The sequence below is a fragment of the Salipiger sp. CCB-MM3 genome, from assembly GCF_001687105.1.
In the GTDB taxonomy this organism is placed as follows: domain Bacteria; phylum Pseudomonadota; class Alphaproteobacteria; order Rhodobacterales; family Rhodobacteraceae; genus Salipiger.
Window position 1 is genome coordinate 525693 of record NZ_CP014595.1, and the last position, 25872, is coordinate 551564.

Annotated in this window: 24 protein-coding genes; 7 read left to right on the forward strand and 17 right to left on the reverse strand. The window is 64.7% G+C overall.

Annotation, left to right across the window (positions count from 1 at the left end):
• Positions 1-332 precede the first annotated feature (332 nt).
• The 3 genes from AYJ57_RS02545 to AYJ57_RS02555 all read left to right on the forward strand — a co-directional run bounded on the left by AYJ57_RS02545 (position 333) and on the right by AYJ57_RS02555 (position 3550).
• Positions 333-1319, forward strand: coding sequence for a LytTR family DNA-binding domain-containing protein (locus tag AYJ57_RS02545; protein ID WP_066100757.1), 987 nt, complete (start codon positions 333-335; stop codon positions 1317-1319).
• Positions 1320-1400: 81 nt separating this feature from the next.
• A complete protein-coding gene (locus AYJ57_RS02550) occupies positions 1401-1757 on the forward strand; it encodes an SUF system Fe-S cluster assembly protein (protein ID WP_066100759.1) in 357 nt (118 codons plus the stop codon).
• 131 nt (positions 1758-1888) lie between these two features.
• Positions 1889-3550: a mechanosensitive ion channel family protein gene (locus AYJ57_RS02555; RefSeq protein ID WP_066100762.1), complete on the forward strand. Its 1662-nt coding sequence runs from the start codon at positions 1889-1891 to the stop codon at positions 3548-3550.
• Between the two features lie 16 nt (positions 3551-3566).
• On the opposite strand, the gene AYJ57_RS02560 is transcribed toward AYJ57_RS02555, so the two are convergent.
• Complete coding sequence (locus tag AYJ57_RS02560) at positions 3567-4127, reverse strand: GNAT family N-acetyltransferase (RefSeq protein WP_066100767.1); 561 nt, start codon at positions 4125-4127, stop codon at positions 3567-3569.
• A gap of 211 nt (positions 4128-4338) precedes the next feature.
• Here AYJ57_RS02560 and AYJ57_RS02565 point away from each other — a divergent pair, with 211 nt between their 5' ends.
• The 3 genes from AYJ57_RS02565 to AYJ57_RS02575 all read left to right on the forward strand — a co-directional run bounded on the left by AYJ57_RS02565 (position 4339) and on the right by AYJ57_RS02575 (position 6217).
• A complete protein-coding gene (locus tag AYJ57_RS02565) occupies positions 4339-4722 on the forward strand; it encodes a HesB/IscA family protein (RefSeq protein WP_066100770.1) in 384 nt (127 codons plus the stop codon).
• A 145-nt stretch (positions 4723-4867) separates the two neighbouring features.
• Positions 4868-5608, forward strand: coding sequence for a triose-phosphate isomerase (gene tpiA, locus AYJ57_RS02570; protein ID WP_066100773.1), 741 nt, complete (start codon positions 4868-4870; stop codon positions 5606-5608).
• 300 nt (positions 5609-5908) lie between these two features.
• The gene (locus tag AYJ57_RS02575; RefSeq protein WP_066100776.1) at positions 5909-6217 is read left to right on the forward strand and encodes a TM2 domain-containing protein; all 309 of its coding nucleotides are present in this window, start codon (positions 5909-5911) and stop codon (positions 6215-6217) included.
• A 115-nt stretch (positions 6218-6332) separates the two neighbouring features.
• Here AYJ57_RS02575 and AYJ57_RS02580 read toward each other — a convergent pair whose 3' ends face one another.
• The 5 genes from AYJ57_RS02580 to AYJ57_RS02600 form a co-directional block, all read right to left on the reverse strand.
• The gene (locus AYJ57_RS02580) at positions 6333-7709 is read right to left on the reverse strand and encodes a TRAP transporter large permease (protein ID WP_066100779.1); all 1377 of its coding nucleotides are present in this window, start codon (positions 7707-7709) and stop codon (positions 6333-6335) included.
• Between the two features lie 5 nt (positions 7710-7714).
• Entirely contained in the window at positions 7715-8404 is a 690-nt protein-coding gene (locus AYJ57_RS02585) for a TRAP transporter small permease (RefSeq protein ID WP_066100782.1), read from the reverse strand.
• 105 nt (positions 8405-8509) lie between these two features.
• The gene (locus tag AYJ57_RS02590) at positions 8510-9514 is read right to left on the reverse strand and encodes a TRAP transporter substrate-binding protein (RefSeq protein WP_083191127.1); all 1005 of its coding nucleotides are present in this window, start codon (positions 9512-9514) and stop codon (positions 8510-8512) included.
• A gap of 302 nt (positions 9515-9816) precedes the next feature.
• Positions 9817-11040 (reverse strand): sigma-54-dependent transcriptional regulator, encoded by a 1224-nt coding sequence (locus AYJ57_RS02595; RefSeq protein WP_066100785.1) that lies wholly within the window; start codon positions 11038-11040, stop codon positions 9817-9819.
• Entirely contained in the window at positions 11037-12791 is a 1755-nt protein-coding gene (locus AYJ57_RS02600) for a sensor histidine kinase (protein ID WP_066100790.1), read from the reverse strand. Before AYJ57_RS02600 ends, AYJ57_RS02595 begins: the two co-directional genes overlap by 4 nt.
• 61 nt (positions 12792-12852) lie before the next feature.
• Between AYJ57_RS02600 and AYJ57_RS02605 the strand changes: the two genes are divergently transcribed.
• Entirely contained in the window at positions 12853-14025 is a 1173-nt protein-coding gene (locus AYJ57_RS02605; protein ID WP_066100793.1) for a cytochrome P450, read from the forward strand.
• A gap of 222 nt (positions 14026-14247) precedes the next feature.
• Here the strand turns inward: AYJ57_RS02605 and AYJ57_RS02610 are convergent, their stop codons facing one another.
• The 11 genes from AYJ57_RS02610 to nuoH form a co-directional block, all read right to left on the reverse strand.
• A complete protein-coding gene (locus AYJ57_RS02610) occupies positions 14248-15915 on the reverse strand; it encodes a ribonuclease J (RefSeq protein WP_066100796.1) in 1668 nt (555 codons plus the stop codon).
• A complete protein-coding gene (locus tag AYJ57_RS02615; RefSeq protein ID WP_066100798.1) occupies positions 15912-16694 on the reverse strand; it encodes a type III pantothenate kinase in 783 nt (260 codons plus the stop codon). Before AYJ57_RS02615 ends, AYJ57_RS02610 begins: the two co-directional genes overlap by 4 nt.
• Before the next feature lie 11 nt (positions 16695-16705).
• Positions 16706-17449, reverse strand: a complete 744-nt coding sequence (locus tag AYJ57_RS02620) for a biotin--[acetyl-CoA-carboxylase] ligase (protein WP_193789504.1) — start codon at positions 17447-17449, stop codon at positions 16706-16708.
• Between the two features lie 115 nt (positions 17450-17564).
• Entirely contained in the window at positions 17565-19007 is a 1443-nt protein-coding gene (gene nuoN, locus AYJ57_RS02625; protein WP_066100804.1) for an NADH-quinone oxidoreductase subunit NuoN, read from the reverse strand.
• 11 nt (positions 19008-19018) lie between these two features.
• On the reverse strand, positions 19019-20569 hold the full coding sequence (locus AYJ57_RS02630; protein WP_066100807.1) for an NADH-quinone oxidoreductase subunit M: 1551 nt from the start codon (positions 20567-20569) through the stop codon (positions 19019-19021).
• Positions 20569-22755, reverse strand: a complete 2187-nt coding sequence (gene nuoL, locus AYJ57_RS02635) for an NADH-quinone oxidoreductase subunit L (RefSeq protein ID WP_066100810.1) — start codon at positions 22753-22755, stop codon at positions 20569-20571. Before nuoL ends, AYJ57_RS02630 begins: the two co-directional genes overlap by 1 nt.
• A gap of 6 nt (positions 22756-22761) precedes the next feature.
• Positions 22762-23067, reverse strand: coding sequence for an NADH-quinone oxidoreductase subunit NuoK (gene nuoK, locus AYJ57_RS02640; protein WP_066100814.1), 306 nt, complete (start codon positions 23065-23067; stop codon positions 22762-22764).
• A gap of 122 nt (positions 23068-23189) precedes the next feature.
• The gene (locus tag AYJ57_RS02645) at positions 23190-23798 is read right to left on the reverse strand and encodes an NADH-quinone oxidoreductase subunit J (RefSeq protein ID WP_066100817.1); all 609 of its coding nucleotides are present in this window, start codon (positions 23796-23798) and stop codon (positions 23190-23192) included.
• On the reverse strand, positions 23795-24202 hold the full coding sequence (locus tag AYJ57_RS02650; protein WP_066100820.1) for a carboxymuconolactone decarboxylase family protein: 408 nt from the start codon (positions 24200-24202) through the stop codon (positions 23795-23797). Before AYJ57_RS02650 ends, AYJ57_RS02645 begins: the two co-directional genes overlap by 4 nt.
• Positions 24203-24324: 122 nt before the next feature.
• Positions 24325-24819, reverse strand: coding sequence for an NADH-quinone oxidoreductase subunit NuoI (nuoI, locus tag AYJ57_RS02655; RefSeq protein WP_066100823.1), 495 nt, complete (start codon positions 24817-24819; stop codon positions 24325-24327).
• A gap of 6 nt (positions 24820-24825) precedes the next feature.
• Complete coding sequence (gene nuoH / locus AYJ57_RS02660; RefSeq protein WP_066100826.1) at positions 24826-25863, reverse strand: NADH-quinone oxidoreductase subunit NuoH; 1038 nt, start codon at positions 25861-25863, stop codon at positions 24826-24828.
• Positions 25864-25872 lie beyond the last annotated feature (9 nt).

Here is a 25872-nt window from a genome sequence, read left to right on the forward strand (position 1 = left end):
TGGTAAATGTCCCCGTCTTGGCAAATGCCCCATGCGAGCGCGGGAGCCGACGCGCTGAGTTCCCCCAGATTCCCCGTATTCGTGCCGACCTCTGGCTGCGCGCCCATGCGCCGTTCGGCGAGTGTCCCTCCGACGTGGCCGCGTGGCGATGACGCCAACTAGCGCCAATCGTACCACAAGTTTTGCCCACAAAAAGACATTTTTCAGAATTGCACCGCTGAAAGCGCGGCTTGCGCAGGATCTGCCACAGCGGCAGGCACATCAAGGCACCAGCGTGGAAGACATCGCCTGATCCTCTTGTGCACCCTCGGGAGATTGGGCAAGAAAAGGCAATGATTACGGATATCTACAATAGTCCACGCGGGGCCGGCGCAGTGCTTTTCGAGGAATTGGACCTGCGCGATATCGTGTGGCAACGGCAGAGCTACACGGTCGCGGGGCATCTGCTGCATTACAGCCAGAGGCGGACGTGGCGATATCTGTCAATTGTTCTGGTGGCCCTCGTCGCGTCCGATCCATTGGGGCTTGGCGGCGAATTGCCCTTTCCCGCCTACCTGCTGGCATGGGTGCTGGGCATGTGCTGCTACCTTGCGGCACAGGTCTCGCTGATGCTTGGGGCGGCGGCGCTGCGGCGTCTCCTCCCCCGCCTGCCGGTCTATGCGCCGCTGATCTCGCTGCTGGCGCTTGTGCCGGCGCTAGCGCTGCTCGACATTGGGCTCAACAGTTTCGCCGCGGTCTCGATCAGGCCGTTCCTTGCCGACCGTCTGGCGTATCTTTGGATCACTGTGGTGATGCTCGAGACGATCTTTCTGAGGTTCGTCGTCACGTGGGACGCAGGCCCCGAAGCCTCCCGCGCCACATGGCACGCCCTCCACGACGGTCTCGCCGCGACCGAGCAGGCCGCCGACAGCACGCCGCCGACCGCCGAGCAGACCCTGCCCCCTGCCACCCAGCCCGCCGTCACAGACCCAAACCAAGCGCCTGGCGCCAGCCGCATCCTGCTGATCGGATCACAGCCCGTCGCCATGGACGATCTGATCTGCCTTGAAGCGCGGCAACACCATGTGCTTGCACGCCATAGCGGCGGAACGCTTAGCCAGCGGGCACGGCTTTCGGACATCGTGGCGCAAACCCGCCCCGAGGAGGGGCTGCAGCCGCATCGCTCTTGGTGGGTGGCGGCGCATGCGCTATGCCATTTGGAGCGGCAGGACGGAAAACCTGTCCTGCGGCTGACGGATGGCACGCTGGTGCCGGTGGCGCGCGGACGCATGGGCGATGTGGAGCGCTGGCTGGAGGCCCGGCTGCGCAGGGCGGCATGAGGCCGCAACGCGGCGGCGCTCTTTACCCCGGCGCCCGCTTTTCCTATATCTTCGCTCAGGAACCCCGAGGAAGGACCCGCCATGACCGACGCACCGCTTGAAGGCGCCCCGCTGATCGCGCCCTCCAGCACTGACCATCCGCTTTACGATTCGGTCGTCGAGGCCTGTCGCACGGTGTTCGACCCCGAAATCCCGGTGAACATCTACGATCTGGGCCTGATCTACACGATCGACATCGCCGAGGGCGGCGAGGTGAAGGTCACCATGACGCTCACCGCGCCGGGCTGTCCGGTGGCGGGCGAGATGCCGGGCTGGGTTCAGGATGCCGTGGCCTCGGTGCCCGGCGTCAAGGATGTGGATGTGGACATGGTCTTCGATCCGCCGTGGGGCATGGACATGATGTCCGACGAAGCGCGGCTCGAACTGGGCTTCATGTAAGCGCGGCCCGTCGCCTAACCTGCACAATGTATGACGAGACCGGGCGCCCCTACGGCGCCCTTTTTCATGCCCTGCGCGCCGCTGACACAGGTTGAGGCGGAACCTCCCGCGGTCTGGGCGGTTAAGCGGTGATGCTTCGATTGATCCAGTTCTTCGCCTGCGCCCTGATCGCGCTGTCTGTCGCCCTGCCCGGATCGGGTCGGGCGCAGGAGTCTAATCCCGGGACGTGGTACGAGGTTGATCTGGTCAATCCCGGTCTCGGCAGCCCGCCGCAGAACATCGACCGCAGCACCCCGCGCTCCAGCCTCGAAAGCTTCCTCTTCCGCGCCGACGCCGAAGATTGGGAGGGCGCGGCCCATATGCTGGACCTCGGCTCGATCGAGCCGGGCAAGCAGGCGGAAGTGGGGCCCGAGCGCGCCGAGCAGTTCTCTACGCTCATGGATCGCAAGATCATGATCAACTGGTACGATCTGCGCGACCGGCCCGACGGCGTGGATGCAAGGACCAAGGATGCGCCGATGGCGGGCGAGCCGCGCCGCTCGCTGCTGCTGTGGTACGTCAAGCTTGGCGACCGCCCAGTACCGATCCGCATCAACCGGGTGAAGGGCGCGACCGGTGAGCCGGTCTGGCTCGTCTCGCGCCAGACCGTACAGGCGCTGCCCGCGCTGGCCGAGGCCTATGGCCCGACGGAGCTTGAGAAATCCCTGCCCGCCCCGCTGCGCGAACGCGCGGTCTGGGGCCTGCGCTGGTGGGAGGTGATCGGCCTGCCGCTGGTGCTGCTGCTGACCACCGCCATTGGTGTCGTGGCCAATCAGCTGATGTCGCGCGGGATGAACCGCACCCATCGCGACGCGCCCTATTCGATGCTGGTGGCCCTGCGCGGGCCGCTGACGCTGGCCCTGATGACGCTTTGCCTGTCGCTGATGACCAGCAAGGTTGTCGTCTTCTCGGGGCGAATCGACACGGTGCTGTCGCCGCTGATCATCCTCGGCTTTGTCGTCGCGGTGCTTTGGCTGGTGATCAATTTTGCCGATGTGGTGCTCAACCGGCTGGTGAAATTCGACGGTGACGAGCTGTCGCAGATGGGCGACGGGCAAGAGCAGCGCCGCAACATCGCCACAAGAATTTCCGCCGCGCGGCGCGCGCTGATCGTCATCGTCGTCTTGGTTGGCGCGGGCATCGTGATCAGCGAGGCCAGCGTGATGCGCTCGCTCGGCATCTCGCTGCTGGCCTCGGCGGGTACGGCGACGATCATCCTCGCCTACGCCGGGCGCAACGTGCTGACCAATATCATGGCCTCGCTGCAGATCGCGCTGAACCAATCGGCGCGGATCGGCGACAAGGTTCTGTTCCGCGGCTATCTCTGCTCGGTCGAGCGCATCCATTTCACCTATGTGCAGCTGCGCGTCTGGACCGGGCAGCGGCTGGTGGTGCCGGTGGTGGATTTCGTCGCAGAGCCGTTTGAGAACTGGACCATGCAAGAGCATTTCCTGATCCGCGAAGTGACGCTGCGGCTCTCGCACAAAGCCGATATCGAAGCGCTGCGCCAGCGCTACGAGGAGATCCTCGATGGTATGGAGATGATCGCCGACCGCCCCGAGTCGCGCGGGGTTTATGTGGCCAAACACGATGTCTTCGGACAGGAGGCGCTGTTCCTCGTGCCCTGCCCCGATCCCAATATCGCGTGGTCGCTGGAATGCGAGGTCCGCGAGAAACTGCTCGCCGCCGCGCGGGAACTCGACGCCGAGGCCGAGGCGATCTTCCCCGATGCCGCCGCGGCGCAGGCCGCCTGAGCCTCGCCCGCTTCGCTCAGTCGCTGATCTTTGCGGTCAGCACGTGATCGCGCCAGCGCCCGGCGATCCGCAGATAGTCCCGCGCGTGGCCCTCGACCTCGAAACCGAGCCGTGCCAGCAGCGCCGCGCTGCGGGTGTTCTCGGGCAGATGCGCCGCCATGATGCGGTGCAGACCAAGCTCGCCAAAGACGTGGGGAATCAATGCCTCCAGCATCTCGGTCATCACGCCCTGCCCCTCGTGCCGCGCATCCACCGAGTAGCCGAGAGTGCAGGCGTCGAAAGCGCCGCGGATCACATTCGAGAAATTTGCCCGCGCGATGATCTCTCCCTGTCCGTCCGCGCCCTGAAATCGCGCAACGAACTGATACTGCGTCCCATCCACCGCCTGCTCGAGAGCGGCGGCGGCGCGCGCCTCCCATTCCGTCGCCCCGTGATATCCCGCCTCGCGCAGCGGCTCCCAAGGCCCGAGGTGCGCGGCATTGCGCAGGTGATAGCCGCGCAGCGCCGCGGCATCGGCGGCGCAGGCCAGCGAAATGCGCAGACGGGCGGTTTCAATGACGGTTGGCTCGAAACTCATGGCCTCTCCTTCGCGGGCTCTGCGGCGCTGCGGCCGGGCGCCTGCCTTGCCGCGCGGGCGGCCGCCCCTCAAGCGCGCCTTAGAGCAGCGCAGATGCGCAGGCCCGGTTGCGCATGGATGCACCGAAGCGCGCGGCGCTGCGCGCGCCCTCCCCTTGTTTCCCCCGCTCAAGAGCCTTAGATTCAACGCTCAAAGCTCACAGGAGACGCGGATGTTCGGCATTCCCGGAAAACAGGCAGTCACCATCACCCCGGCCGCGGTGACGCAGGTGCGCAAGCTGATGGAACGCGACGGTCGCGCCGGTCTGCGCATCGGCGTGAAGAAAGGCGGCTGCGCGGGCATGGAATACACCATGGAGTTCGTCGACACCGCCGAGGCCAATGACGAAGTGGTCGAGCAGGACGGCGCGCGGGTGCTGATCGCCCCGATGGCGCAGATGTTCCTTTTCGGCACCGAGATCGATTACCAGACCTCGCTGCTCGAGGCGGGGTTCAAGTTCAACAACCCCAATGTCACCGATGCCTGTGGCTGCGGCGAATCGATCAAATTCAAAGACGTCGAAGAGCTCGAAGCCGAGCGCCGCGCCGCCGAGTAAGCGGCGCAGCGACCTGCGTCGCTACGGCTCCCCTTCGCGCGGGCGCGCCCTATGTAAGTCCCCTAGATCATTGATTGCGCAACCGAGCTTGACGCCACGGTCTGCGCCGCGATGATACCCGCGAATTGCGAAGATAGGAGCGACCATGCGCAGGAAACTTGCCGCCGGAAACTGGAAGATGAACGGGCTGGCCGCCGCCCTCGAGCAGATCGAGGCGATGGCCCCCGCCGCCAGTGGCGACGCCGAGGTGCTGATCTGCCCGCCCGCCACGCTGCTGGCGCAGGCCGCTGCGCTGAAGGGCGACATCGCGATCGGCGGGCAGGACTGCCACGCCAGCGAGTCGGGGGCCCATACCGGCGACATCTCCGCCCCGATGCTGAAGGATGCAGGCGCGAGCTATGTGATCCTCGGCCACTCCGAGCGCCGCACCGACCACGACGAACATGACGACGAGATCCGCGCCAAGACCCGCGCCGCATGGGACGCCGGGCTGACCGCCGTGGTCTGCGTCGGCGAGAGCCTCGCCGAGCGAGAGGCCTCCAACACACTCGACATCATCGGCGGGCAGTTGGCGGGCTCGATCCCCGACGGCGCCACCGGCCACAACCTCGTGGTCGCCTACGAGCCGATCTGGGCGATCGGCACCGGCAAAGTCCCGACCACCGACCAGATCGGCGAGGTGCATGACTTCATGCGCGCGCGTCTCGAAAAGCGCTTCGGCGAAGGTGTGGGCCGCTCGGTGCGCCTGCTCTACGGCGGCTCGGTGAAGCCCGGCAATGCCGCCGAGATCTTCGCCGTGTCCAATGTCGACGGCGCGCTGGTTGGCGGCGCCAGCCTCAAGGCGGATGATTTCGTGCCGATCATCGAGGCGCTAGGGCACGCCTAGAAGGCCGCATACCCTTCCGGGTGGAAATGAATAGGCAGGCGCATTCCCTGCCTATTCAATTTAAGAATCATATTTGACGAAATTTACTTCGGTCCAAGTAAAGCATTCCGACGACCCGCGCCTTGGCACAGAAGACATTGTTTCCCCCTCAAGCACAGAAACCGCAGATTTCAGGGATTATCCGGCAACGATATGGAAATTCTGCCACATAAGCACATCAGTCGTATGCACTACCAAAAATACATTGCGGCTCAAGGGAACTCACCCGCAGATAGAGCAACGTAACGAACGGATACGAGTATGAGCCTGACTACAGAAGACAAAATTCTTATCGAACAACGCGTTGCCAACGACAGTAAATCCACGGGCGTTACCTATGCGCTTTGGTTATTCCTTGGCCTCCTTGGCATTCACCGCTTCTATCTCGGCCGGACCGGCAGTGCAGTCGGCATGCTCTTGCTGAATATTGTCGGGGCATTCACCTGGATGATCGGCGTCGGCTTCGTCCTGTATTTCATTCTCGGGATTTGGTGGCTGGTCGATGCATTCCTGATTCCCGGAATGATCAGCGCCGACAAAGACGCAATTCGCGCACAATACACCCACTGAGGCTGAGCCCGCGCCAAAGCGGCGCCGGTAACCTGGCCTTGAAGCCGGACCTGACCCCAGAAAAGCAGACGGCGCCCAAATTCGGGCGCCGTTCGTGTTTTCAGATTCCGCAAGATCAGTTGGTGATGATCTCGGGGCCCATGAAGGTGGTCGGCAGCCAAGTGGACAGCCACGGGATGTAGGTCACCATGATCAGGAAGACGAAGAGCACCGCGAGGAAGGGCAGCGCCGCCTTCACCACCCGCATCATCGGCATGCCCGCAACGCCCGAGGTGACGAAGAGGTTGAGGCCGACCGGCGGGGTGATCATGCCGATCTCCATGTTGACCACCATGATGATGCCGAGGTGGATCGGATCGATGCCGAGCTCGATGGCGATCGGGAAGACCAGCGGCGCGACGATCACCAGCAGGCCCGAGGGCTCCATGAACTGGCCGCCGATCAGCAGGATCACGTTGACGATCACCAGGAAGATCACTGGCCCGAAGCCCGCGTCGAGCATCGCCGCGGCGATCTGCTGCGGGATCTGCTCGTCGGTCAGCACGTGCTTGAGGATCAGCGCGTTGGCGATGATGAACATCAGCGTGATCGTCAGCTTGCCCGCCTCGAAGAGCGTGTCGCGGGTGTCGCGGTGGAAGAAGACGGTGACCAGCGCGATCGGCTTCTTGATCAGCGGCAGGTTCGGCGCCCCGTCCTTGCCCGCCAGCGGCCCCATGTCACGATAGACGAAGTTGGCGATGAAGAAGGCGTAGACGGCGGCCACGGCAGCGGCCTCGGTCGGGGTGAAGATACCGCCATAGATGCCGCCGAGGATGATGACGATGAGGAAGAGACCCCATGCCGCCTCGCGGCCCGAGCGGATCGCCTCGCCCCAGCCCATCCATTCGCCCTTCGGCAGGCCGCGGATGCGGGCGATGGCGTAGATGGTGATCATCAGCATGGTGCCCGCCAGAAGGCCCGGGATCACGCCGGCAAGGAACATCCGCCCCACCGACACATCCGTGGCCGAGGCATAGACCACCATCACGATCGACGGCGGGATGAGGATGCCAAGGGTGCCCGCGTTGGCGATGACGCCCGCCGCGAAATCCTTGGTATAGCCCACCTGCCGCATGCCGGCGATGACGATCGAGCCGATGGCCACCACGGTCGCGGGCGACGAGCCCGAGAGCGCCGCGAAGAGCATGCAGGCGAAGACGCCGGCGATGGCGAGGCCGCCGTGGAAATGGCCGACCAGCGAGATCGAGAAGCGGATGATCCGCCGCGCCACACCGCCCGTCGACATGAACGACGAGGCGAGGATGAAGAAGGGAATGGCGAGCAGCGTATAGTGCCCCGCCATGGCCTGGAACATCGACTGCGCCACCGAGGCGAGCGAGGTGTCCGACAGCGCCAGCAGGAAGATGATCGACGACAGGCCCAGCGACACCGCGATGGGCAGGCCGATCAGCATCAGTCCGATGATGCAGATGAAAAGGAGAAGTACTTCCATCGGACTCAGTCCTCGCGGTTCATGTGGGCAACGTCATCGATGGCGTCTTCGGCCTCGTGACTGACGATCAGGCTGTCCTGCTTTCCGGTCCAGATACGGACCCCGGCCTGGACGAAGCGGAAGAGCAGCAGCGCCATGCCGAAGGGCAGCATGAAATAGGGGATGAAGCGGGGCAGCTTTTCGTAGTGCTCGCCCTCGTTGATCATCGGCTCGATGAAGCGCAGCCACTCGGGCATCGGGATGTCGACCACCTCGTACCACGAGCGGTAGGAGGTGCGTTTCATCTCTTCAAAGCCGGTGGGGAACCAGCGGCCGGTGGTCTGCGGCAGGTTGGCGAAATTGGCCCAATAGTCCCACGCGCCCTTGAACAGCAGGAAGGCGTAGAAGATGCAGAGCACAGCTGCGATGATCGCGAAAGTCCGGCGCAGCGGCGTGGGCAGCAGGCTGGTGACCGCATCGACGCCGAGATGCGCGGTGACCTTCACCGCGTAGCTCACGCCGAAGAGCACCAGCCAGGCAAACAGGAAGGTGACCGCTTCGAGGCCCCAGATCAGGCCGGTGTTGAACCCGTAGCGCAGGACCACGTTGATGAAGGTGATGATGGTCATCAGCCCGAGGATCAGCGCAATCGCCGATTCCTCCAGCTCGTTGACGAAGCGGCCGAGTGGCGAGCCGCCGTGGGTGATGTTGGACATCCTGTCCCCCGCTATGCCGGATGGGTTGCCCCAAGGTGAAGGTTCGGGTGTGAAAAGGCCCGGCCCCGCGCTGCGCAGGACCGGGCCGAACGCAACGGCGCCAGATCAGAACTGCGCGTTGAACTCCTGCGCGGCGTCGATGTTTTCTTGGCCGACGTCATCGGTGAACTGGTCCCAGACGGGCTTCATCACGTCGAGCCATGCGGCGCGCTCTTCGGGGCTCAGCTCGCGGATCTCGCCGCCCGCGTCCAGCACCGCCTGACGGTTGTCGGCGTCCACTTCGGCGATGGCCGCGTTACGCTCGGTGGTCACCTCGTCGAGGATGGTGCCCATCTGCTCGCGCACGTCCTCGGGCAGGCTGTCCCACCAGTCGGCGGAGGTCACGACCATATAGTCGAGCACGCCGTGGTTGGTTTCGGTGGTGCCGTCCTGCACTTCAAAGAACTTCTGGCCGTAGATGTTCGACCAGGTGTTTTCCTGACCGTCGACAACGCCGGTCTGCAGCGCGCCGTAAACCTCCGAGAAGGCCATGGGCTGCGGCGAGGCGTCGAGCGCGGCGAACTGCGCTTTCAGCACTTCCGACGGCTGCACGCGGAACTTCAGGCCCTTGGCGTCCGCCGGCTCGATCAGCGGCTTGTTGGCCGAAAGCTGCTTCATGCCATTGTGCCAGAACCCGAGGCCCAGCAGGCCGCGGCGCACCATAACCTCTTTCATTTCCTGACCGATTTCGCTGTTCTGGAAGGCGTCCACGGCTTCCATGTTCTTGAACATGAACGGCAGGTCGAAAATGCGGAACACTTTGGTGAACTGTTCGAACTTCGACAGCGAGGGCGCGGCCATCTGAACGTCGCCGTTCAGCATCGCCTCGAGCACCTGATCGTCGTTGTAGAGCGTGGAGTTCGGGAAGACCTCGACACAGGCCTTGCCGTCCATCTCTTCGTTCACGCGGTCGGCGAAGAGCTGCGCCGCGATGCCCTTGGGGTGTTTGTCGGTGTTGGTCACATGGCTGAACTTGACCACGATCTCGCCGTCGTCACAGGCCGCCGTTGCAGCCTGCGTGCCGGACACGAGTGCGCTCACCGCCGCTGCGGTCATCAGAAACTTTTTCATGTTATCCTCCCGGATGGTCCGTTCCTGGCGCCCGCCTGCTCCTCAGCGCGGGCCCTCCGAAGACGAGAAGACAGCCCGGCAGAAATCCGCGCAAGAAATTGTGCGGAGCGCGTCAAAAATTCTTCATATTCTATATTTTTCAACGCCTTACGTGACATTACGTCGCGTTTCACAAGCCAACACGCCTCTGCGATGTGTGAAATCCCGCACGCCGAATTTTGTACCTGTGCGGAAATCCGCACAGTTTTCCTAGCGCTCATTTTTGACGCAGATGCGCGACTCGTCGCCAAAGTGCTCCGCAGTCAGCGAAACTCCTCGGCGCGGATGCCGTATTTGGCGAGCTTGTCGTAGAAGGTCTTGCGCGGCAGCTTCAGCGCCTGAGCCGCGGCGCTGGCCTGCCCGCCGGTGCGCTTGAGCGCCTCGATCAGCAACGAACGCTCGACCTGCGCCATGCGCTCGGCCAGCCCCAGCCCCTCGCCTTCATCGCCGCTTTCGGCCAGCCCCAAGGCAAAGCGCATCGCCGCCGACATCAGCGCGCGGGTGTTGCCCGGCCAGTCGCGTGCGATCAGCCCATTGGTGATCTCGTCGGTGATCTCGGGCGGTTGCAGCCCGGCCTGCTCGGCGGCCTGCGCAACGTAGTGGCGGAACAGCACGGGGATATCGTCCGGACGCTCAGCCAGCGCCGGGATCTGGATCTGCATCACCTCAAGGCGGTAAAACAGTTCCGCCGAAAGCGCCCCCTCCGCGACCTTGGCCGCAAGATCATCCACCGAACCCGCGATCAGCCGCGCGCCGCCTTCGTCGAGCCGGTCGATCAGCGCCAACTGGCTGTCCTTGGGAAGCTGGCCAATCTCATCGAGGAACAGGCTGCCGCCCGCACAACTGGGCCAAAGCTCGTTCAGCGCGTCGCGGCTGAGCCCTGCCGCAGAGCGTTTCTCGAACGGCCCTTTGGCGCGGGGCGAGCAAAGATGCACCACCTCGGCCACCTTCGAGATGCCCGAGCCGGGCGCGCCGGTGACCAGCACATCGGTCCCGGCACGCGCCGCCACCCGGCAGCGTGCACGCAGCGCATCGGCCTTGCGCGAGGTGCCAAAGAGCAGCCGCGCCGCAGCGTCGCCGGTCTCCAGTTCCGCCTTCAGACGGCGGTTCTCCAGCACCAGTGCGCGGGTGCGCAGCGCGCGTTCGACCACAGCCGTCAGATCGGCGGGCGCGCAGGGTTTTTCAAGAAAATCAAAGGCCCCCGCCGCCATCGCGCGCACCGCCATCGGGATGTCGCCCTCGCCGGTCAGCAGGATCACCGGCAGCTCGGGATCCTGCCGGTGGGCATAGTCGAGCAAGTGAAACCCGTCGCGCCCCGGCATCCGGATGTCCGAGACGATCACCCCTTCGAACCCCGGCTCGATCAGTTCCTTGCACTCGACGAAACTGCCCGCCGTCACCGCATCAAGATCAGCCAGCTCCAGCGTCTGGCCGAGCGCCTCGCGCACCGCCGCATCATCATCCACAAGCAATACGCGCCGTGTCATGCCAGTTCCTCTGCCTGTCTAAGATCGAGCGTGAATTCCGCACCGCCGCCGGGCAGGTTGGTGCCCCGCAGTTTGCCGCCAAAACCTTCGACGATCCCATAGGAGATCGAAAGCCCCAGCCCCATGCCCTCTTCGGGGCCGACCTCCTTGGTCGAATAGAAGGGATCGAAGATGCGGTCCGGCTCGGCAATTCCCGGCCCGCTGTCGCGCACCGTCAGCCGCACCAGACCCGCCGCATCGTCATGGCTGATCCGCAGGTGCAGCCTGCGGTCCGGCCCGCCTTGCATGGCGTCGAGCGCATTGGAGATGAGGTTCACCACCACTTGGCTCAGCCGCACCTCGCCGCCCATGACGATGGCCGGGCACGCGGGGCGCTGCCAGTCCACTTTGGTGCCGGTGCTGTCAATGCGGCGCTGCATAAGCTCCAGCGCCTGCTCGACCACAGAGGCCAGCCCGACCCGATGCGCAGGTCCCGGCTCGGCCTTGGCGAAGGCGCGCAGGTTCTTGATGATCCGGCCCATCCTCCCGGCCATGTCGCTGATCCGCCCGAGGTTCTCGGCGGCGCGCTCGGGCTTGCCCCGGTCGAGGAACGCCGCGCCGTTCTCGGCGAACGAGCGGATCGCCATTAGCGGCTGGTTGAGCTCGTGGCTGATCCCCGCGCTCATCTTACCAAGCGCCGAAAGCTTGGACGCCTGCACCAGTTCGGCCTGCGTGCGCTTGAGCGCCGCCTCGGCTTCCTGCCGCTCGACCACCTCGCGGCGCAGCGCGAGGTTCGCCTCTTCAAGATCACGCGTCCGTTCCGAAACCCGCTGCTCGAGCGCAAGGTTGATCGCCGCCAGCGCCTGCCGCCGCTCCACCGCGAACCACAGCAGCGCAAGAAAGAACAGCGCCCCCGCCCCGACCGCCGCCGATTGCAGCAGCGCGTAGCGCCGCGCCGGGCGCACGTCGATCATCAGCACGCCGGTCATATTGATCACAGGCAGATCGGCGGTGCGGCGCAGGGCGCGGGCGGGAATATAGGACGACCAGTTCTGCGCCACGATCTCGTGGCTGCCGTGCTGGATCGTTTCGGTGACATAGTGACGCCCCGAGGGCGAGAGCATCCCGTCCCCTTCGCGCCGCCATCCCAAAAGCTCGGTGCGGTTGGTGACAAACACCGTGCCGCTTTCATCAAGGAAGAACACCGCCGGAAGCGAGCCGCGCCAATCGCGTTCGAGCACCGCCGCATCGACCACCACCACCAGCACCCCGCGCACTTCGCCTGCGGGAGCAAAACTGGGCGCGGCGTAGTAGAACACCCGCTCCGCCTCGCCCGGCCCCTCGCCATGGGCAACGCCAAGCGCGCCGGTGAGCGCGCGGCGGAAATAGCTGCTACGCGGCACATCACCCGGCAGCGGCCCGCCCGAAGAGGCCAGAAGCTCGCCCGAGGCATCCATGTAAAAGGCGCTGACCGCGCCGGTCCGGTCGGCAGCACCGAGCAGCATCGCTTCGGCAGTGCCGCGCGAGCCGCCTTCGTGCAGCGCCTCAAGCGCCGGGTGGCGCACGGTGAGCACGGCAAACTCGCGGAACCGCTGCAACTGGCTGACCAGACGATCCGAGGCCAGTTCCAGATCGCTCTGCCCGCGCGCCGCCAGCGGCCCCAGCGCCTGCAGGTAGCCATAATGCCAGACCGCGCCCGACAGCGCGGCCACGAAGGCGAGCGTCAGCACCAGCCATGCGGCGCGGCTCCGGGTCAGCAGGCTCCAGTTCATCGCTCCCTCATAGCAACAGCGCTCTTGCCAAGAAAGCGTGGCCGTGGCCTAGGCTTGCGCCATGAGACGCTTTTCCCGATCCCCGACCGATCCCGCCTTCGTGCAGGACCCCTACCCGTTCTACGACGAGATGCGCGCTGCAGGTGATCTCGCCTATTGGGACGACTATGCAATGCCCTGCGCGGTGTCGCATCGCGCGGTCTCGGCGCTGCTGAAGGACCGCCGCTTTGGCCGCGAGGTGCCGCCCGAGATGGCGCGCGACATTCCCGCGCATCAGGCGCCCTTCTACGCGGTCGAAGCGCATTCCATGCTGGAGCTTGAGCCGCCGCGCCACACCCGTCTGCGCGGGCTAGTGCTGCGCGCCTTCACCTCGCGCCGGATCAAGGCGCTGGGGCCCGAGATCGCCGAACTGGCGCACCGGCTGATCGACGAGATGCCCGAGGGTGAGATCGACCTGCTGCCCGCCTTCTGCCAGCCGATCCCGGTGATCGTCATCGCGCGGCTGCTGGGCGTGCCCGAGGAGATGGCGCCGCAACTGCTGCGCTGGTCGGCGGATATGGTCGGCATGTATCAGGCCCGGCGCGACATGGCGATGGAGCTTGCCGCCGCCAGCGCCGCCACCGAGTTCTCGGACTTCCTGCGCGGCTATGTGAACGAGCGGCGCAAGGTGCCGGGGGACGATCTGCTGTCGCATCTGATCGCCGCCGAAGAGGATGGCGAGAAGCTCTCGACCGACGAGCTGATCACCACCTGCATTCTGCTGCTCAACGCCGGGCATGAGGCGACGGTCCACACCATGGGCAACGGCATCAAGACGCTGCTCGAAGAGGGCGTGGCAATCACCGAAGAAAACGCCGCGCCAGTGGTCGAGGAAGTGCTGCGCTTCGACCCGCCGCTGCATATGTTCACCCGTTTCGCCTATGAGGAGGTCGAGGCCTATGGCCACAGCTTCAAGCGCGGCGATCAGGTGGCCTTGCTGCTGGGCGCGGCGAACCGCGATCCTGCGGTCTGGGCCGATCCTGCACGCTTCGATCCCTCGCGCGCGGTGGTGACGAGCACCAGCTTTGGCGGCGGTCTGCATTTCTGCGTCGGCGCGCCGCTGGCGCGGCTGGAACTGGTGACCGCTCTGCCGATCCTTTTTGACCGGCTGAAGGGAATGAAGCTGGCCGGAGTGCCGAAATACGCCGACCTCTACCATTTCCACGGGCTCGAGGCGCTGCGGGTCATGCGCTGATTGGGTCGGGGGCGATCAGCCCCCGGACCGCGCCCGACCCTCCCCCCGGGAGGGCGCATCGTCGCTGCCGCTTGCCATTCAATGCGCGTTCGGTGCGGCACGATAAAGTGCTGACCACATGCGCCGCAGGCGCCCACCCGAGGCTCGGGCGCGATCCTCCGTCCCACAAATGAAAGGCGCGCCGCTTTCGCGACGCGCCTTTTGTCCGTCCGGCCGAACGCCTTACGACAGGCGGCTGATCACCACCGTCACCTCGGGCTTTTTGCCGATCTCATTGACCGCCGAGTTGCGCACGATGCGGCGCATGCCTTCCTCGAGCTTGTCGTCATCGGTCAGTGTCTTCTCTCCGGCGCGGCCAAGGAACTGCGCCAGATCCTCTTCGAGGATGTCCACCAGCGGCGCGTTCGAACGGCCGATCTCGGGCAGGCCCTTCAACTCGCACCACGGCTCGCCCAGCGGCTCGTCTTCCTCGTCGAGGATCACCGTCACCACCACATGGCCATTGAGCGCCATGCGGATACGGTCGCGCACGATGCCGTCCATCGCGCCGATCTGCACCGAACCGTCGAGATAGGTGCGGCCCGTCTCCACATAGCCCGCCACGGTGGGCTGATTGCCCGACAGATCCACCATCGTGCCGTTGATCGCCAGAACCCCGGCGCGGCCCAGCCCTTCGGCCAGCTTCATGTGCTCGCGGAGGTGGCGGTGCTCGCCGTGCATCGGCACGACGATCTGCGGGTTCACGATGTCCTGCATCCGCTCCAGATCGGGGCGGTTGGCGTGGCCCGAGACGTGATACTTGCCGCCGTTGTCATCGACGATGTCGACGCCCTTCTCGGACAGCGAGTTCATGATGTGGATCACGCCCTTCTCGTTGCCCGGAATGGTCTTCGACGAGAAGAGGAACAGATCGCCCTCTTTCAGCTCGATGCCGTTGTATTTGCCGCGTGCCAGCTGCGCCGAGGCCGCCCGGCGCTCGCCCTGCGAGCCGGTGACGATCAGCATGACGTTCTCACGCGGGATCTGCGTCGCATCCTCGGGCGAGATCACCTTGGGGAAAGAGCTGACCACGCCGGTCTCGATCGCCGCCTCGATCATCCGCCGCATGGCGCGGCCCAGCAGGCAGATCGAGCGCCCGGCCCGCTCACCGGCCTCGGCCAGCGTCTTCACCCGCGCCACGTTCGACGCGAAGGTGGTGGCGACAACCATCTGCGGCGCGCTGGAGATCAGTGTCTCGATCTCGGGGCCGACGGTGATCTCGCTGCGCCCGGGGTTGGGCGAGAAGACGTTGGTCGAGTCGCAGATCAGCGCCTTCACCCCTTTCGAGGCGACCTCGCCCCAGAGCGTCGGGTCGAAGGCCTCGCCCACCACCGGATCGCTGTCGAGCTTGAAGTCGCCGGTGTGGATGAGCCGCCCGCCGGGCGTGTCGATCACCAGACCCGAGCTTTCCGGGATCGAGTGCGAGATCGGCAGGAAGCCGACGGTGAAGGGACCCGCCTTGGTGGTTTCGGGCCAGGGCGACACGGTGGTGACCGTCTCGGGCGAATGGCCGTATTCCGCCAGCTTGCCGCGGGCGATATTGGCGGTGAAGGCGCGGGCATAGACCGGCACGCCGAGGTCCTCGAAACAATGGCCGATGGCGCCCACGTGGTCCTCGTGGGCGTGGGTGATGAACACCGCTTCCAGCCGCTCGCGGTTCTCTTTTAGCCAGGTGATGTCGGCGAAGATGATGTCGACGCCGGGGGTCGTGTCCATGTCGGGAAAGGCGACACCGATGTCGACGAGGATCAGCCGTTCCTCGCCCGGTTTGCCGTATCCGTAGACATAGGCGTTCATGCCGATCTCGCCGGCGCCCCCCAGAGGGAGGTAGATGATGCGTTCACTGCTCATGTGCTTTGGCTCCTGCCAAGATTGTACGTATGGATGACGGTGAGACCATGCATGGTCAAATCTTCCCGCCAGTCGTCGAAGAGGTCTTCAGCCTGCTGGAAAAGCGGCGCCAGCCCGCCGGTCGATATGACGCGCATCGGGCGGTCTCGTTCCGCCTTGATGCGCGCGCAGATTTCTCTCACGAGGCCCACATAGCCCCAGAACACGCCTGACTGCATGCAGGCGACGGTATTGGTTCCCACCACCCGCTGCGGCTTGGTGATGTCCACATGCGGCAGCGCGGCGGCGGCCTGATGCAGCGCCTCAAGGCTGAGGTTCACGCCGGGCGCAATCACCCCGCCCTCATAGGCGCCGTCCTGCGCCACCACGTCGAAGGTGGTCGCGGTGCCGAAGTCGACGACGATGAGATCGCCGCCGTAAAGGTCAAAGCCCGCCACGGTGTTCACCAGACGGTCGGGGCCCACATTGGTGCCCAGATCCACGCGCACCTCGACGGGCAGTTCCACGTCGGGCTTGCCCACCACCAGCGCGCGGGTGTTGAAATAACGATCCGCCAGAACCCGCAGGTTGAACACCACGCGCGGGACAGTGGAGGAGACGATCACATCGGTGATCTCGGCCTCGATCTTCTGAAACGCCATCAGCGTCGAGAGCCAGACGTAATATTGGTCGGCGGTGCGCTGGTGCTCGGTCGAGGTGCGCCAGGTCGCAAGGAAGCGCGCCCCGTCCCAGATCGAGAACACGGTGTTGGTATTGCCGCAATCGATGGCCAGAAGCATCCGCCGCTCCTTCAGAAAAACACGTCTGCCGCGGCAATCGCCTGCCGGCCGCTGGCTGTCCTTAGGACAAGATTGCCGGCATCGTCCACCGTTTCGAACGTGCCCACGAATTCGTGCCTGCCGGTGCGCGCGGTGATCACCGATCCCAGCCGCGCCGCCCGCTGCAGCCAGGCCTCGCGCAGCCCGGCGAACCCATAGCCGCGGAACCGCGTCTCTTCGCGCGCATAGGCGGCGGCGAGCGCGGTCAGAAACTCCTCGGGCCCCACAGCCGCGCCGGTTTCGGACAGCAGCGAGACCGGGCGCAGCGCGCCAGGCTCGACCTCGCCCACATCCGGCGCGGCGGCGAGGTTGACGCCGATGCCAATCGCCAGCCAGTCGCAATTGCCGTGCCGCCCAAGGCTTTCCAGCAGGATGCCCGCCACTTTGCCGCCGTTCATCAGCACGTCGTTGGGCCATTTCAGCGCCAGCCCGTCCGAACGCCCGGTCACCGCCACGAAGGCCTCATAGAGCGCCAGCGAGGCGACGAAACTGCGCAGGGCCACCACCTGCGGCGGCTCGGCCACGGGCAGCACCAGCGTCGCGGCGAAATTGCCTTCGGGCATCGACCACGCGCGGCCCCGGCGCCCGCGCCCGGCGCTCTGCCGCAGCCCGAGGATCCACTCGGGCGCTTCGAGCGCGGGCACGATCCGCACCGCCTCGGCATTGGTGCTGTCCACCTCGTCCAGCACGCGCCGCCCATAGCCTTCAGGCCACATGCCCTGCCCTTTCATCTTTCCGAAAATACTCCCGCCGGAGGCAACGCCGCCAAGGGCGGAAAAAAAGCGACGCGCCAGAGGCGCGTCACTCGAAGGCTCGTACCTGAGTTGGGGCTCAGTTGACAAGGGTGGCTGCCGCCGCGGCCGCGGGCCCCTCGATGCCGAAGAGGTTCACCACCCCGGCCACCATGATCACCGCCGAGACCATCAAAAAGCCCCAGAGGATCGGCGAGCCGCCGGTGTCCAGCGCATCCTCGCGGTCTTCACCGAAGTACATGTAGAAGACGATGCGCAGGTAGTAGAACGCCCCGATGGCCGAGGCCACGGCGGAGGCGACCACCAGCCAGACCATGTCTTCGGCGATGGCGGCGCGCCAGACGCCCAGCTTGGCAAAGAAGCCCAGCAGCGGCGGCACACCGGCGAGGCTGAACAGCAGCACCAGCATGGCCAGAGCCTTGCCCGGCTCGCGCTTGGAGTACATCCCCAGTGCGGTGATATCGGCGACCGGCTGGCCGTCCTTGCTCATCGACATGATGAAGGCAAAGGTGCCGACGTTCATCGTCACATAGATCACCATGTAGATCAGCATCGCCTCGACGCCCGCCTCGGTGCCCGCGGCAAGGCCGATCAGCGCATAGCCCATATGGGCGATCGAGGAATAGGCCATCAGGCGCTTGATGTTGGTCTGGCCGATGGCGGCGATGGAACCGAGGAACATCGACAGCACGGCGATCAGCGCGACCACCTGGCTCCAGTCCGCCACGGCACCGCCGAAGGCGTCATGCATGACGCGGGCGAAAAGCGCCATGGCCGCCACCTTCGGCGCAGTGGCGAAGAAGGCGGTGACCGGCGTCGGCGCGCCTTGATAGACGTCGGGGGTCCACATGTGGAAGGGCACCGCCGAGACCTTGAAGGCAAAGCCCGAAATCATCAGCACGAGGCCGATCAGCAGCCCGATCGACAGATGCCCCTCGGAGGCGGCGTTGATGATGCCCGAATAAAGCGTGGTGCCGGCAAAGCCGTAGGTCAGCGAGGCACCGTAGAGCAGCATGCCCGACGACAGCGCGCCCAGCACGAAATACTTCAGGCCCGCCTCGGTGGACATCTCGCTGTCGCGGCGCAGCGAGGCGACCACGTAAAGCGAGAGCGACATCAGTTCGAGCCCCATGTAGAGCGTCATCAGATCGCCCGAGGAGACCATGACCATCATGCCCACGGTCGAGAGCGCCACCAGCACCGGGTATTCAAAGCGCAGCAGCTTTTGCTTTTGCATGAAGCCGAGGCCCATCACCAGCACGCAGGCCGCCGAGACGAGGATCACCACTTTGGCAAAGCGCGAGAAGGCGTCATCCACGAACATGCCGTGGAAGGCCGGGCGCGTGCCGCTCGCCGTGGTGCCGATCCACAGCGCGAGGATCACCATCACCGCTGCGGTGGCCCAGACCAGCGCCGGGGCCAGCTTGTCCTTGCCGGTGTAGACCGCCCCGACCAGCGCCAGCATGGCGTAAACCGCCAGCAGGATCTCCGGAAGGATTGTGTTCAGATCAGCCGAGATCATGCCCCGTCCCCTCAGTGGTTCGCTTCGGCCACGGTGGTGCCGCCGAGATCGGCGGCCGCCACGGCCGTATCATAATTGTTGACCAGCGCCTCGACCGACGGGCCGATGATGTCCAGCGCCGCGGCCGGGTAGACCCCCAGCCACAGGGTCATGACGACCAGCGGCGCGAAGGTCCAGCGCTCGCGCGGGGTCATGTCCTGAATGGTCTTGAGGCTTTCCTTGATAAGATCGCCGAACACCACGCGGCGGTAGAGCCACAGCGCGTAGGACGCCGACAGGATCACCCCCGAAGCGGCAAACAGCGCCACCCAGGTGTTGACCTGGAAGATCCCCATCATGGTCAGGAATTCCCCGATGAAGCCCGAGGTCCCCGGCAGGCCGACGTTGGCCATCGTGAAGAACATGAAGATCAGCGCATAGGCGGGCATGCGGTTCACCAGGCCGCCGTAGGCGTCGATCTCGCGGGTGTGCATGCGGTCGTAGATCACCCCGACGCAGAGGAAGAGCGCGCCCGACACGAAGCCATGGCTGATCATCTGGAAGATCGCGCCATCGATCCCCTGCTGGTTGGCGGCAAAGATGCCCAGCGTCACATAGCCCATGTGGGCGACCGACGAATAGGCGATCAGCTTCTTCATGTCCTCCTGCACTAGCGCGACCAGCGAGGTGTAGACGATGGCGATGGCCGACATCCAGAACACCAGCGGCGCCAGCACTTCCGAGCCCACCGGGAACATCGGCAGCGAAAAGCGCAGGAAGCCGTAGCCGCCCATCTTCAGCAGGATCGCCGCCAGCACCACAGAGCCCGCCGTGGGCGCCTGCACGTGCGCGTCGGGCAGCCATGTGTGCACCGGCCACATGGGCATCTTCACCGCGAAGGAGGCGAAGAAGGCCAGCCAGAGCATCGTCTGCAGACCGCCGACGATGTGGATGCCCAGCACCGAGAAGCCCGCGGTCGAGAACTCATGGGTCAGCAGCGTCGGGATATCCAGCGTGCCCGCATCGGCATACATCGCCACGATCGCCACCAGCATCAGCACCGAGCCGAGGAAGGTGTAGAGGAAGAACTTGAACGAAGCGTAGATGCGGTTCTTGCCGCCCCAGATGCCGATGATCAGGAACATCGGGATCAGGCCCGCCTCGAAGAACAGGTAGAAGAGCACCAGATCGAGCGCCATGAACACGCCGAGCATCAGCGTCTCGAGCAGCAGGAAGGCGATCATATACTCTTTGACCCGCACCTTCACGTCCCACGACGCGAGGATCACCAGCGGCATCATGAAGGTGGTGAGCATCACGAACAGCACCGAGATGCCGTCGACGCCCATCTTGTAGCTCATGCCCATGATCCAGCTGCCGGTCTCCACCATCTGGAAGCCGGGGTTCGACGCGTCGAACTGGAACAGGATGAACAGCGAGATCACGAAGGTCGCCGAGGTGGCGATCATCGCGAGCCATTTGGCATTCCGGTCCGCCGCGGCGTCACCGCCGCGCAGGAAGAGCGCGAGGATCAGCGCCGCCAGCGCGGGCAGGAAGGTGACGATGGAAAGAAGGTTGGCCATTAGTGAGCCCCTCCGAGGATCGACATCCAGGTGACCAGAACGGCGATGCCGATCACCATGGCGAAGGCGTAGGTGAAGATGTAGCCGGACTGCGCGCGGCCCGCGAGCTTGGTGAAGAAGGGGATGATCCCCATCGCCACGCCGTTGATCGAGCCGTCGATGACGTTGCCGTCAACCCGCTTCCACAGGAAGCGCCCGATCGCCTTGGCTGGCCGCACGAAGATGAAGTCGTAAATCTCGTCGAAATACCACTTGTTCAGCAAGAAGAGATACAGCGGGCGCTGGTTCTCTGCGAGCCGCTTCGGCAGCGCCGGGTTCACGATGTAGAAGAGATAGGCAACGCCAAAGCCGATCAGCATGGCGAAGAACGGCGAGACCTTGACCCAGACCGGCGCGTGGTGCGCCTCGTCCATGACGTGGTTGTCCGGCCCCATGAAGATCGCGCCCTCGGGCGCCATGCCAGTGGCCACATGGGTGGTCTCTTCGGCGGTGGTCTCTTCGGCGGTGGTCTCCTCGGCGGCAGCCTCGGCAGTCTCGGTGCCATGCTCTTCGGTGGCGACGGCGGTGTCTTCGCCGTGCGCCTCGGTGGCCGCGTGCTCTTCGCCCGCAGCTTCGCCTTCCGCCTCACCATGCCCCTCTTCCGAGGCTTCCGCATGATGCGCGGGGATGCCGAAGAAGCGGTTCACCCTCTCATGGTCGCCAAAGAACGGCCCGTAGAAGACCATCCCGGCAAAGACCGCGCCCACGGCAAGAACCGCCAGCGGAATGGTCATGACTTTCGGGCTTTCATGCGCGTGCTCATGCGTGTGCTTGTCGCCGCGCGGACGCCCGTAGAAGGTCAGGAAGATCAGGCGCCAAGAGTAGAACGAAGTGAACAGCGCCGCGATGACCAGCATCCAGAAGGCGTAGCCGCCCGCGGTTCCTGCCCATGCGCTCTCGATGATCGCGTCCTTCGACAGGAAACCAGCAAAGCCGATGTGCGTGAGCGGGATGCCGACGCCGGTGATCGCCAGCGTGCCTATCATCATCGCCCAGAAGGTGTAGGGGATCTTGCCGCGCAGACCGCCGTAGTTCCGCATGTCCTGCTCGTGGTGCATCGCGTGGATGACCGAGCCGGCGCCAAGGAACAGCATCGCCTTGAAGAAGGCGTGGGTCAGCAGGTGGAACATGGCCGCCGAGTAGACACCGACGCCCGCCGCCACGAACATGTAGCCGAGCTGCGAACAGGTCGAATAGGCGATCACCCGCTTGATGTCGTTCTGGACGAGGCCGACCGTCGCCGCGAAGAAGGCGGTGGTGGCGCCGAGGAAGGTGACGAAAGCCATCGCTTCCGGCGCGTATTCCATCAGCGGCGACATGCGGCAGACGAGGAAGACACCGGCGGTCACCATGGTCGCGGCGTGGATCAGCGCCGACACCGGGGTCGGGCCTTCCATCGCGTCGGGCAGCCATGTGTGCAGCAAGAGCTGCGCCGATTTGCCCATGGCGCCGACAAACAGCAGGAAGGCCAGCAGGTTCGCCGCGTTCCAGTCGGTCCAGAGGAAGGTCAGCTGCGTTTCCGCCAACTGCGGTGCCGCCGCGAAGATGTCGTCAAAGCGGATGGAGTCGGTGAGGAAGAAGAGGCCAAGGATGCCGAGCAGGAAGCCGAAGTCACCCACACGGTTGACGATGAAGGCCTTCATCGCCGCAGCCCCCGCCGAGGGTTTCTTGTAGTAGAACCCGATCAGCAAGTAGGACGCGACGCCCACGCCTTCCCAGCCAAAGAACATCTGCACGAGGTTGTCCGAAGTCACCAGCGCGAGCATCGCGAAGGTGAAGAACGACAGGTAGGCAAAGAAGCGCGGCTTGTAGCTCTCGCCTTCCTTGAACTGCGGGTCATGCGCCATGTAGCCGAAGCTGTAGAGGTGCACGAGCGCCGAGACCGTGGTGACCACGATCAGCATGATCGCCGTCAGACGGTCCGAGCGGATCGCCCATTCGGTGCTGAGCGTGCCGCTTTCGATGAAGCGGAACAGTGGGATGGTCTCTGCCTCGCCGAGGAAGAGGAACACGATCCACGACAGCAGACAGGCCAGAAACAGCAGGCCGGTGGTGACCCACATGGCCCCCTTCTCGCCGATGAAGCGCCAGCCGAACCCCGCCAGCACGGCCCCGAGCAGCGGGGCAAAGAGAATAATCGTCTCCATGGGCGGTCAGCCTTTCATCACGTTGACGTCTTCCACGGCGATCGAGCCGCGGTTGCGGAAGAAGCAGACGAGGATCGCAAGGCCGATGGCCGCTTCGGCCGCCGCCACGGTCAGCACGAAGAGCGTGAAGACCTGCCCCGCGAGATCGCCCAGAAAGGACGAGAAGGCGACGAAGTTGATGTTGACCGAGAGCAGAATGAGCTCGATCGACATCAGCAGGATGATCACGTTCTTCCGATTGAGGAAAATCCCGAAAATCCCGATGACGAACAGCACGGCCGCCACCGTCAGGTAATGTTCAAGTCCGATCATGCATCCCTCCGGGTCATTGCCCCGATCCTTCAAGTCCCTCGCGGCCCTTTGTCGGGTGGGTCCGCGTCATATCCCGTTGCCCGCAGCGCCCGCCCCTCCCGGGGGGCGCTGCAGGGTGTAATTCAGAGCCCCTGCCCGGGCTTCACGTCTTTCAGTTCCAGCGCCTTGGCCGGATCGCGCCACATCTGCGCCAGCACGTTCTGACGCTTGACGTCGGTGCGATGGCGCAGCGTGAGGACGATCGCGCCGATCATGGCGACCAGCAGGATCAGCCCCGCCAGCTGGAACAGCAGGAAGTAGCGGTCATAGAGCAGCACGCCGAGTGCGACGGTGTTTTGCATCTCTTCGGGCGCAGGCGTCGGCGCCGACAGCTGGCTGGCCGCCAGTTCCGAGGCTTCCCAGCCGCCAAAGGCCATGCCCAGCTGCATCAGAATGACCACGCCGATGAGCAGCGCCAACGGCATGTATTTCGCCATGCCCGCGCGCAGTTCGGCAAAGTCTACATCCAGCATCATCACCACGAAGAGGAACAGCACCGCCACCGCGCCGACGTAGACGATGATTAGCAGCATCGCCACGAACTCGGCGCCCAGCAGCACGAAGAGCCCCGCCGCGCTGAGGAAGGAGAGGATCAGCCAGAGCACCGAGTGCACCGGGTTCCGGGCGATCACCGTGAGCAGCCCGCCCACGATCACGCAGAGCGAAAAGAGGTAGAAGGCGAACACCATCATTTTGCGTTATCCTCGTTGTCTTCCATCACCTCGCGCGCAAGCTCCATGGCGCGGGTCATGGCGGGTATGCCAGCGAACATCGACATATGGGCGATGGTCTCGGCGATCTCGTCTTTGGTGGCGCCGGCCTCGATCAGGTGGCGCACGGTCATGCGCACCGGCGTGTCAGCCTGCGCGCCCTGCATGGTCAGCCCGGCCAGCGTCAGCAGCAGCCGGGTCTTGGCGTCGAGCCCGTCCTTGGACATGCCCTTGCCGAACCAGAACTCCATGATGTCCTTGGGCATGGTCGGCCAGAGTTTCTCGTATTCCTTGGGCGCGAAGCTCTCGAGCGCAGGGTTGAAGGCTTTCGCCATCTCCTGCGCCTGCGTCATCATCAGCTCGAAGGGGGTTTTGGGATCGCTCATGCCGGGTCTCCTGAATGGCCTCCTGCATGGCCAAGCCGCGCGCTGCCCCGCGCGCGGGTGCGGCGGGCCTCGGTCCGGGCTTGGTCAAAACTGGCGGTCATTTGCTCTCCTCCCCTGCGGCGTCAGCGATATGGAGCGTCAAGCTCGAGGTTGCGGGCGATCTCGGCTTCCCAGCGCTCACCGTTCGCCAGCAGCTTGTCCTTGTCGTAGAACAGCTCCTCGCGGGTCTCGGTCGAGAACTCGAAGTTCGGCCCCTCGACGATCGCGTCCACCGGGCAGGCCTCTTGGCAGAAGCCGCAGTAGATGCATTTCGTCATGTCGATGTCGTAACGCGTGGTGCGGCGGCTGCCGTCGTCCCGCGGCTCAGCGTCGATGGTGATGGCCTGCGCCGGGCAGATGGCCTCGCAGAGTTTGCAGGCGATGCAGCGCTCTTCGCCATTGGGATAGCGACGCAGCGCGTGCTCGCCGCGGAAGCGCGGGGACAGATAGCCCTTCTCATGCGGGTAGTTCAGCGTGGGCTTGGGCGCGAAGAAGTACTTCAGCCCCAGTTGGAAGCCCTTGATGAAGTCTGCCAGCAGGAAATACTTGGCTGCCCGGCCGTAATCGATCGATGCCATGGTTGCTTAACCTCCCGTGGTCCAGCGGGCGAAGATGCCCCAGAACCATCCGAATTTCGCCGCGAAGGACACGAAGACCACCCAGAACAGGCTGAACGGAAGGAAGACCTTCCAGCCAAGGCGCATCAGCTGGTCGTAGCGGTAGCGCGGGGTGATCGCCTTCACCATCGCGAAGATGAAGAAGAAGAACGCCATCTTCGCGACCATCCACAGCACGCCGTCGGGCAGGCCGGGGATCGGCGACAGCCAGCCGCCGAAGAACAGCAGCGAGGTCAGCGCGCACATCAAGAAGATCGCGATATATTCACCTGCCATGAACAGCAGGAAGGGCGTCGAGGAATATTCCACCTGATAACCGGCCACCAGTTCCGATTCCGCTTCGGGAAGGTCGAACGGCGGGCGGTTGGTCTCGGCCAGCGCCGAGATGAAGAACAGGAACACCATCGGGAAATGCGGCAGCCAGTACCAGTTGAACAGGCCAAAGCTGCCATCCTGCGCCCGCACGATGTCGCCAAAGCTCATCGAGCCGGTAGAGATGATCACGCCGATGATGATCAGGCCGATCGACACCTCATACGAGATCATCTGTGCCGCCGAGCGCAGCGAGCCGAGGAACGGGTATTTCGAGTTAGACGCCCAGCCCCCCATGATCACGCCGTAGACCTCGAGCGAGCTGATCGCCATCACGTAGAGGATCGCCACGTTGATATCAGCGAGCACCCAGCCGTCGTTGAACGGGATCGCCGCCCAGGCGATCATCGCCATCACGAAAGAAATGATCGGCGCCAGCAGGAAGACGGCCTTGTCAGAGCCCGCCGGGATCACCACTTCCTTCAGCACGTATTTGATCGCGTCCGCCACCGACTGGAGAATGCCGAACATCCCCACGACGTTGGGGCCGCGCCGCATCTGCACGGCGGCCCAGATCTTGCGGTCGCCATAGACCAGGAACAACAGCGAGATCATCACGAAGGCCACGACCGCAAGGGTTTGCGCGAGCACTAGGATGAAGATGCCGAAGGGCGTTGCGAAGAAGTCTGCCATCAAGTGTCC

Bases quoted from the DNA above. Each gene is read 5' to 3' on its own strand.
- AYJ57_RS02595 (WP_066100785.1), bottom strand. From the start codon at position 11,040: ATGACACGGCGCGTATTGCTTGTGGATGATGATGCGGCGGTGCGCGAG.
- AYJ57_RS02580 (WP_066100779.1), bottom strand. From the start codon at position 7,709: ATGGAAGTACTTCTCCTTTTCATCTGCATCATCGGACTGATGCTGATC.
- AYJ57_RS02615 (WP_066100798.1), bottom strand. From the start codon at position 16,694: ATGCTTCTGGCCATCGATTGCGGCAATACCAACACCGTGTTCTCGATC.
- AYJ57_RS02605 (WP_066100793.1), top strand. From the start codon at position 12,853: ATGAGACGCTTTTCCCGATCCCCGACCGATCCCGCCTTCGTGCAGGAC.
- AYJ57_RS02550 (WP_066100759.1), top strand. From the start codon at position 1,401: ATGACCGACGCACCGCTTGAAGGCGCCCCGCTGATCGCGCCCTCCAGC.
- AYJ57_RS02620 (WP_193789504.1), bottom strand. From the start codon at position 17,449: ATGTGGCCTGAAGGCTATGGGCGGCGCGTGCTGGACGAGGTGGACAGC.
- AYJ57_RS02585 (WP_066100782.1), bottom strand. From the start codon at position 8,404: ATGTCCAACATCACCCACGGCGGCTCGCCACTCGGCCGCTTCGTCAAC.
- AYJ57_RS02575 (WP_066100776.1), top strand. From the start codon at position 5,909: ATGAGCCTGACTACAGAAGACAAAATTCTTATCGAACAACGCGTTGCC.
- nuoK (WP_066100814.1), bottom strand. From the start codon at position 23,067: ATGATCGGACTTGAACATTACCTGACGGTGGCGGCCGTGCTGTTCGTC.
- nuoI (WP_066100823.1), bottom strand. From the start codon at position 24,819: ATGGCATCGATCGATTACGGCCGGGCAGCCAAGTATTTCCTGCTGGCA.
- AYJ57_RS02590 (WP_083191127.1), bottom strand. From the start codon at position 9,514: ATGAAAAAGTTTCTGATGACCGCAGCGGCGGTGAGCGCACTCGTGTCC.
- AYJ57_RS02600 (WP_066100790.1), bottom strand. From the start codon at position 12,791: ATGAACTGGAGCCTGCTGACCCGGAGCCGCGCCGCATGGCTGGTGCTG.
- AYJ57_RS02560 (WP_066100767.1), bottom strand. From the start codon at position 4,127: ATGAGTTTCGAGCCAACCGTCATTGAAACCGCCCGTCTGCGCATTTCG.
- AYJ57_RS02610 (WP_066100796.1), bottom strand. From the start codon at position 15,915: ATGAGCAGTGAACGCATCATCTACCTCCCTCTGGGGGGCGCCGGCGAG.
- nuoH (WP_066100826.1), bottom strand. From the start codon at position 25,863: ATGGCAGACTTCTTCGCAACGCCCTTCGGCATCTTCATCCTAGTGCTC.
- AYJ57_RS02645 (WP_066100817.1), bottom strand. From the start codon at position 23,798: ATGATGGTGTTCGCCTTCTACCTCTTTTCGCTCTGCGTGATCGTGGGC.
- AYJ57_RS02545 (WP_066100757.1), top strand. From the start codon at position 333: ATGATTACGGATATCTACAATAGTCCACGCGGGGCCGGCGCAGTGCTT.
- nuoL (WP_066100810.1), bottom strand. From the start codon at position 22,755: ATGGAGACGATTATTCTCTTTGCCCCGCTGCTCGGGGCCGTGCTGGCG.
- nuoN (WP_066100804.1), bottom strand. From the start codon at position 19,007: ATGATCTCGGCTGATCTGAACACAATCCTTCCGGAGATCCTGCTGGCG.
- AYJ57_RS02565 (WP_066100770.1), top strand. From the start codon at position 4,339: ATGTTCGGCATTCCCGGAAAACAGGCAGTCACCATCACCCCGGCCGCG.
- AYJ57_RS02650 (WP_066100820.1), bottom strand. From the start codon at position 24,202: ATGAGCGATCCCAAAACCCCCTTCGAGCTGATGATGACGCAGGCGCAG.
- AYJ57_RS02555 (WP_066100762.1), top strand. From the start codon at position 1,889: ATGCTTCGATTGATCCAGTTCTTCGCCTGCGCCCTGATCGCGCTGTCT.
- tpiA (WP_066100773.1), top strand. From the start codon at position 4,868: ATGCGCAGGAAACTTGCCGCCGGAAACTGGAAGATGAACGGGCTGGCC.
- AYJ57_RS02630 (WP_066100807.1), bottom strand. From the start codon at position 20,569: ATGGCCAACCTTCTTTCCATCGTCACCTTCCTGCCCGCGCTGGCGGCG.